3 protein-coding genes are annotated in these 7,467 nt (G+C 76.7%); all 3 read left to right on the top strand.

Translation table 11 applies throughout. From position 1 onward, the window contains the following. Positions 1-250 precede the first annotated feature (250 nt). The 3 genes from ACYVPE_RS31490 to ACYVPE_RS31480 all read left to right on the top strand — a co-directional run bounded on the left by ACYVPE_RS31490 (position 251) and on the right by ACYVPE_RS31480 (position 7,463). Entirely contained in the window at positions 251-601 is a 351-nt protein-coding gene (locus ACYVPE_RS31490) for an MGMT family protein (protein ID WP_461037176.1), read from the top strand. 92 nt (positions 602-693) lie between these two features. After that, positions 694-3,990, top strand: a complete 3,297-nt coding sequence (locus ACYVPE_RS31485; protein WP_461037175.1) for an ATP-dependent helicase — start codon at positions 694-696, stop codon at positions 3,988-3,990. A gap of 197 nt (positions 3,991-4,187) precedes the next feature. Beyond that, the gene (locus ACYVPE_RS31480) at positions 4,188-7,463 is read left to right on the top strand and encodes an ATP-dependent helicase (protein WP_461037174.1); all 3,276 of its coding nucleotides are present in this window, start codon (positions 4,188-4,190) and stop codon (positions 7,461-7,463) included. Positions 7,464-7,467: the final 4 nt, after the last annotated feature.

The raw sequence follows: 7,467 nt of genomic DNA, 5'->3' as shown, positions 1-7,467 counted from the left end.
GCCGGGTCACCGGCGGTCGCCGCAGCGGCGAGGGCCGGCGGCCGGCCGCGCGCACCGCTCAGCGCCCGGCCGTCGCCGACCGGCGGGTAGCCGCTCGCGTTCTCTTCCTCGCCCCGTATCACTGGCCGCTTCCCTGAAGGTCCCCTCTGGCAGGAGCTGTCGACCAGCTCTCCCCCCTGCCCTTGGGACGATAGTGACACGAGAGACGCGCCGAGGGGCGCGGTCCGTGACATACGGCACCATGGGCGCCATGGCCGGCCAAGAAACCCACCAGCTTCCCGAGTACGCCGACCGGGTGCTCGCCGCGGTCGAGGGCATTCCGCCGGGGCGGGTGCTCACCTACAAGGACGTCGCCGAGTGGATCGGCGAGGGCGGCCCGCGCCAGGTCGGCCACGTGATGGCGGTGTACGGCGGCGCCGTCCCGTGGTGGCGGGTGGTCCGCGCCGACGGCCGGCTGCTGCCGGGGCACGAGCGGCGCGCGCTCGAGAACTACCGCGTCGAGGGGACGCCGCTGCGAGAGCAGGCTGACGGCACGCCACGGCTCGACATGCGGCTGGCCCGTTGGGAAGGAGCGGCCGCGGAACCGCACCGGCTCCCCTGAGGACCAGGGCCCCCTCACCGGCACCACCGGCAGGGCTGCGCCCGGGGGCCCGACTGGCGTACCGTCTCCCCATCCGTCACCGAGAATCCGCGATGCACGTGAGCCACGTGAGCCTCTCCGTCCCGTCCACTGACCGCCCGCCGTCCGCTCCGGGAGCGTATCGACTGGTACGCACCCCGATCGCCGACGCGCGTGTCCCTGCTGTTGACGCCAGTCAGCGCGCCGTGGTTGACCATTCCGGCGGACCACTGCTGGTGCTGGCCGGCCCCGGCACGGGCAAGACGACCACGCTGGTCGAGTCCGTCGCCCGGCGCGTGGCCGGCGGCACCGACCCCGAGCGGGTGCTGGTGCTCACCTTCAGCCGGAAGGCCGCGGCCGAGCTGCGGGACCGGATGACGGCCCGCATGGGGGGTCGTTCCCCGCGGGCGACCACATTCCACTCGTTCGCGTACGCCTTCGTCCGCGCCCACCAGGACCGCGAGCTGTACGCCGAGCCGCCGCGCCTGCTCTCAGGCCCGGAACAGGACCTCTACCTGCGGGAACTCCTCGCCGGCCACCACGACCCCGAGCGCCGGGGGCGCGGGATCGACTGGCCGGACGAACTGCGCGCCTGCCTCACCACCCGCGGCTTCGCCGACGAGCTGCGCGCCGTCCTCGCGCGCTCCCGCGAGCTGGGTCTCGGGCCCGGCACGCTCGCCTCGTTCGCCCGCGAGACCGGCCGCGACGACTGGGCGGCCGCCGCCCACTTCCTCGCCGAGTACCTGGACGTCACCGAGGCCCAGGGCGTCCTCGACTACACCGAGCTGGTGCGCGGCGCGGTCCGGCTCGCCGAGCGTCCCGAGGCCGCCGCGGCCGTCGGCGCCCGCTACGACGTGGTCTTCGTCGACGAGTACCAGGACACCGACCCGGCGCAGGTCGCGCTGCTCCGCGCGCTCGCCGGGGACGGGCGCGACCTGGTGGTGTTCGGCGACCCCGACCAGTCGATCTACGCCTTCCGCGGCGCCGACGTCAACGGCGTCCTCGGCTTCCCCGACGCCTTCCCCACCCGCGCCGGAACCCCCGCGCCGGTCGCCGTACTGGACACCAACCGCCGCAGCGGCGCCGCGCTGCTGACCGCGACCCGGCTGCTCACCCAGCGGATGCCGCTGGCCAGGCTGCCGGCCGACGCCGTCCGCCGGCACCGCGCGCTGGCCGCCGACCGGCCAGGCGGCCGCGTCGAGGCGTTCACCTACCCGACGCCGGGCGCCGAACTCGACAACATCGCCGACCTGTTGCGCCGCGCCCACCTGGAGGACGGCGTGCCGTGGGGCGAGATGGCCGTGCTGGTGCGCGCCGGCTCCCGCTCCATCCCCGCCGTGCGCCGGGCGCTCACCTCGGCCGGCGTGCCCCTCCAGGTGGACGGCGACGACCTGCCGCTGCGCCAGGAGCCGGCCGTCGCGCCGCTGCTCACCGCGCTGCGCGCCGTCGCCGAGCCGGGGTCAGGGCACGGGCCCGAGCACGGGTCCGAGCACGGGTCGGGGACTGCCCCGCTCGCCCCCGACACCGCGCTCGCGCTGCTCACCTCGCCGCTCGGCGGGATGGACGCCGCCGACCTGCGCCGCCTCGGGCGGGCGCTGCGCAACGAGGAGCGGGCCGCCGGCGTCGCCGTGCCGGCGTCGTCCGACGAGCTCGTCGCGCGGGCGCTGGCCGAGCCGGAGCGGCTCGTCACCCACGAGCCTTCCTACGCCGGTGCGGCGCAGCGGCTCGGGCTGTTGCTGCGCAAGGCGCGCGAGCTGCTGGCCGGCGGCGGCAGCGCCGAGGAGGCGCTGTGGCTGCTCTGGGACGGCACCTCCTGGCCGGCCAGGCTGGAGCGGGCGGCCAGGCGCGGCGGCGCCGGCGGCCGGAACGCGGACCGTGACCTGGACGCCATCTGCGCCCTGTTCGAGGCGGCGGCGCGGGCCGAGGAGCGGCTCGGCGGGCGTGGCGTCCGCAACTTCCTCGAGGAGCTCGACGCCCACGACATCGCGGCCGACACGCTCGCCGCCCGCGCCGTGCGGCCGGACGCGGTGCGGCTGATGACCGCCCACCGGGCCAAGGGGCTCGAGTGGTCGCTGGTGGTCGTCGCGGGCGTCCAGGAGGGCCTCTGGCCCGATCTGCGGCGGCGCGGCTCGCTGTTGGAGGCGGACCGGATCGGCCGGCACGGGCTGGCCGAGCCGCTGAGCCCCGGCGCGCTGCTCGCCGAGGAGCGTCGGCTCTTCTACGTGGCCGCCACCCGGGCCAGGGACCGGCTCGTGGTGACCGCGGTGCAGGGCGCGGACGAGGGCGACCAGCCGTCCCGCTTCCTGCGGGAACTCGGCGTCGAGCCGCGGGAGGTCGGCGGCCGGCCGCACCGGCCGCTGGCGCTCGCCGCGATGGTGGCCGCGTTCTGCGCCACCACCGTCGACCAGGCGGCGTCGCCGGCCCTGCGCCGGGCCGCCGCCCGGCGGCTCGTCGACCTGGCGGCGCGGCGGGACGAGGAGGGGCACCCGCTGGCGCCGGCCGCCCACCCGGAGCGTTGGTGGGGGCTGCGCGCCCCCAGCATGGCCGCCGCGCCGCTGCGCGACCCGGAGCGCCCCGTGGCGCTCTCCGGCAGCGCCCTCGACCAGCTGGTCAACACCTGCTCCCTGCAGTGGTTCCTGGGCCGCGAGGTGCACGCCGACGCGCCCGCCACCGCCGCCCAGGGCTTCGGGAACGTGCTGCACGTGCTCGCCGACGAGGTGGCGTCCGGCACCGCGCCGGCCGACCTCGCGGTGCTGATGGAGCGGTTGGAGACGGTCTGGGACGGGCTGGCCTTCGAGGCGCCCTGGCAGTCGCGCCGCGAACAGGCGGAGGCGCGGGCCGCGCTGGAACGCTTCCTGCGCTGGCACGTGCTCCAGGGCCGGGACGGCCGCGAACCGGCCGCCAGCGAGCAGGAGTTCGAGGTCGTCCTGCCGGCCGGCGACCACCAGGTGCGGATCCGGGGCGTGTTGGACCGCGTCGAGCGGGACGCCGAGGGCCGGGTCTACGTCGTCGACTTCAAGACCGGCCGCTCCAAGCCGACCAGGGCCGAAGTGGCACGGCACCCGCAGCTCGCCGTCTACCAGCTCGCCGTGCGGGACGGTGAGGCGGTCCCTGGCGAACTCGGCGGCGCCGAACTCGTCCACCTGCGGCAGGGCGCGCCCAAGCGGGAGGGCGGCGACGCGCTGCCCGCCGTGCAGCGGCAGGAGGCGCTCGACCCGACCAACGGCGAGTGGGTCGGCGAACTCCTCGCCACCGCGGCGGGGAAGGTGCTCGACGAGCGGTTCGCGCCGGCCGCGGGACAGCACTGCGGCTCCTGCGCCTTCCGGGGCGCGTGCAGCGCCAGGCCGGAGGGGCGGCAGGTGGTGGAGTAGCGGCGCCGGGCCCTGGCCGGGCGGGCCGGGCGGATCAGGGCGTCGTGGGCTTGGTGGATACCGGCCCGGTTGCGCGCGGCGCTCGAAGGCACCGCCGCGGCGTTGCGGCGACACGGCGAGCTGCCCCGGCCGAGGTCGCGGACCCGGGGGCCCGGCTCGGCCCGGGGATGTCGGTGGTCGGCGTTAGGGTTTCCCAGGTGCCCGCCCGACTCACCCGCCCCGAGGAGCTCAAGGAGCTGCTCGGCATCCCCTTCACCGCGGAGCAGTTGGCGTGCATCACCGCGCCGCCCGCGCCCCAGGCGATCGTGGCCGGCGCCGGCTCCGGCAAGACCACGGTGATGGCGGCCCGGGTGGTGTGGCTGACCGGCACCGGGCAGGTGGCGCCCGAGCGGGTGCTCGGCCTCACCTTCACCAACAAGGCGGCCGGCGAGCTGGCCGAGCGGGTCCGCAAGGCCTTGGCCAGGGCCGGCATCACCGACGCGGCAGGCCAGGACCCGGCGGCCGAGCCGGCCGGCGAGCCGCGGATCTCCACCTACCACGCGTTCGCCGGCCAGTTGCTGCGCGACCACGGGCTGCGGCTGGGCATCGAACCGGCCGCCAGGCTGCTCGCCGACGCCGGCCGCTTCCAGCTGGCGGCCGAGGTGCTGCGCTCGGCGCCGCCCGACTTCGAGCCGCCGAGCGCGTCGTTCACCACCCTGGTCACCGACCTCGTCGCGCTCGACGGCGAGTTGTCCGAGCACCTGGTCACCCCGGAGCGGCTGCGCGCCTTCGACGCCGCACTGCTCGCCGAGCTCGGCCGCGCCGAGCTCACCAACGCCGACCTGCGCCAGGTGCCGCAGGCCGCCGTCGGCCGCGGCCAGCTCCTCGGCGTCGTCGAGGAGTACCGGGCCCGCAAACGCGCCCGCGACCTGCTGGACTTCGGCGACCAGATCGCGCTCGCCGCCGCCCTGGCCCGCGAGGTGCCCGAGGTGGGGCGGCTGCTGCGCGAGGAGTACGCGGTGGTGCTGCTCGACGAGTACCAGGACACCTCCGTCGCCCAACGCGTCATGCTCGCCGGCCTGTTCGGCGGCGGCACCGGGCACGCCGTCACCGCCGTCGGCGACCCCTGCCAGGCCATCTACGGCTGGCGCGGCGCGTCCGTCGCCAACCTCGACGACTTCCCTGACCACTTCCCGCGGCGCGACGGCGGCCCGGCCGACCGGTACAGCCTCAGCGAGAACCGGCGCAGCGGCGGCCGGCTGCTCACCCTGGCCAACGGCCTGTCGGCGCCGCTGCGCGAGCGGCACCCGGCCGTCGTGCCGCTCCGCCCGGCGGACGGCGCCGAAGGCGCGGGCGTGGTGCGCTGCGCGCTGCACACCACGCACGCCGAGGAGCTGACCTGGCTGGCCGACTCCGTCGCGCACCGGGTCGCCACCGGCACCCCGCCGGGCGAGATCGCCGTGCTGTGCCGCACCGCCGCCGAGTTCGCCGACATCCAGCGGGTGCTGGTCGAGCGGGACGTGCCGGTCGAGGTGGTGGGCCTGGCCGGGCTGCTGCACCTGCCCGAGGTCGCGGACCTGGTGGCCGTCTGCCAGGTGATGGCCGACCCGACGGCCAACGCCGCGCTGGTGCGGCTGCTCACCGGGCCGCGCTGGCGGATCGGGCCGCGCGACCTGGCGCTCCTCGGCCGGCGCGCCAGGATGCTGGTACGCCGCGTCGACGGCGGCGGGGAGGAACCGCTCGCCGCGGCCGTCGAGGGCACCGACCCGGCCGAGATCACCTCGCTCGCCGACGCGTTGGACACCTTCGTGGACGGCGGCGGGCCGGGCCCCGGCGAGGACGACGGGCTGCCGTTCTCCGCCGAGTCGCGGGTCCGCTTCGCCCATCTGGCCGCCGAGATCCGGGAGTTGCGGCGGGCGCTCGGCGACCCGCTGATGGACGTGCTGCACCGGGTGCTGGCCGTCACCGGCCTCGAGGTGGAGCTGTCGGCCTCCCCGCAGGCGCTGGCCGCCCGCCGCCGGGAGACGCTGAGCGCCTTCCTCGACCTGGCCGCCGGCTTCGCCGCGGGGCGGGCCGGCACCGCCGTCGACGGCGAGGCCACGCTCCCCGCGTTCCTCGGCTTCCTGCGCGCCGCCGCCCAGTACGACAAAGGGCTCGACGGCTCGCTGCCCGGCGGCGAGAACACCGTGAAGGTGCTCACCGCGCACAAGGCCAAGGGCCTGGAGTGGGACGTGGTCGTGGTGCCCGGGCTCTGCGCCGGCGTCTTCCCCGCCAAGTCGTCGCGGGACTCCTGGCTCAGGCAGGCCAGGGCGCTGCCGCACCCGCTGCGCGGCGACGCGGAGACGCTGCCCGCCGTCGAGGAGTGGTCGGCGCCGGCCCACAAGGAGTACCTGGCGGCCGTCGCCGAGCAGCTGCGGTTGGAGGAGCTGCGGCTCGGCTACGTCACCTTCACCCGGCCCCGCTCCCTGCTGCTCGGCTCGGGCCACTGGTGGGGGCCGAGCCAGAAGAAGCGGCGCGGCCCCTCGGACTTCCTCACCGCGCTGCGTGCCCACTGCGAGTCGGGCCCCGACCACGGCGAGGTCGAGGTCTGGGCCGACGAGCCGCCGGAGGAGGCCGAGAACCCGGCACTGGCCGCGCCGGAACGCGACCTGGCCTGGCCGCTGCCGCTCGACCCGGTGGCCCTGACCCGCCGCCGGGAGGCGGCCGACGCGGTGCTGGCCAGGCTCGCCGGCGCGGCCCCTGAACCGGCGGCGGAGGCGGCGGCCGAGGAGGCCGAACTCACTCCGGAGGAGCAACGGGCCGTGGCTTCCTGGGACCGCGACCTGGCCGCGCTCACCGGCGAGCTGCGGCAGGCCAGGTCGGCGGTGCGCGAGGTGCCGCTGCCGCTGTCGCTCTCCGCCTCCCAGGTGCAGCGGTTGGCCGCCGACCCGGAGGGCTTCGCCCGCGAGCTGGCCAGGCCGATGCCCCGCCCGCCACAGCCCGCGGCCCGCCGCGGCACCCGCTTCCACGCCTGGGTCGAGTCCCGGTTCGAGGAGCTGCCGCTGCCCATGCTGGGCCTCGACGAGCTGCCAGGCGGCGAACCCGACGCGGACTCGGAGATCAGGGACGAGCGGGAGCTGGAGGCCCTGAAGGAGGCGTTCGCCCGCACGCCCTACGCGGGCCGGCGGCCCTACCGCGTCGAGGCGCCGTTCCAGATCCAGCTCGCGGGCCGGGTGATCAGCGGCCGCATCGACGCCGTCTACCGCACGCCGAGCGGCGGCTTCGACATCATCGACTGGAAGACCGCCAGGCGGCAGGAGGCCGACCCGCTGCAGCTGGCCATCTACCGGCTGGCCTGGGCCGAGCGCCACGGGCTGCGGTTGGGCCAGGTCAGCGCGGCGTTTCTCTACGTGCGCAGCGGCGAGCTGGTGCGGCCCACCGTGCTGCCCGGCAGGAGGGGCATCGAGCGGCTGCTGCTGGGGGAGGATTCCTGGGAGCCCAACGACCCCGGTTAGTCTT

The organism is Streptomyces mayteni, assembly GCF_054783955.1.
This window is presented reverse-complemented; position numbering and strand designations above follow the sequence as displayed.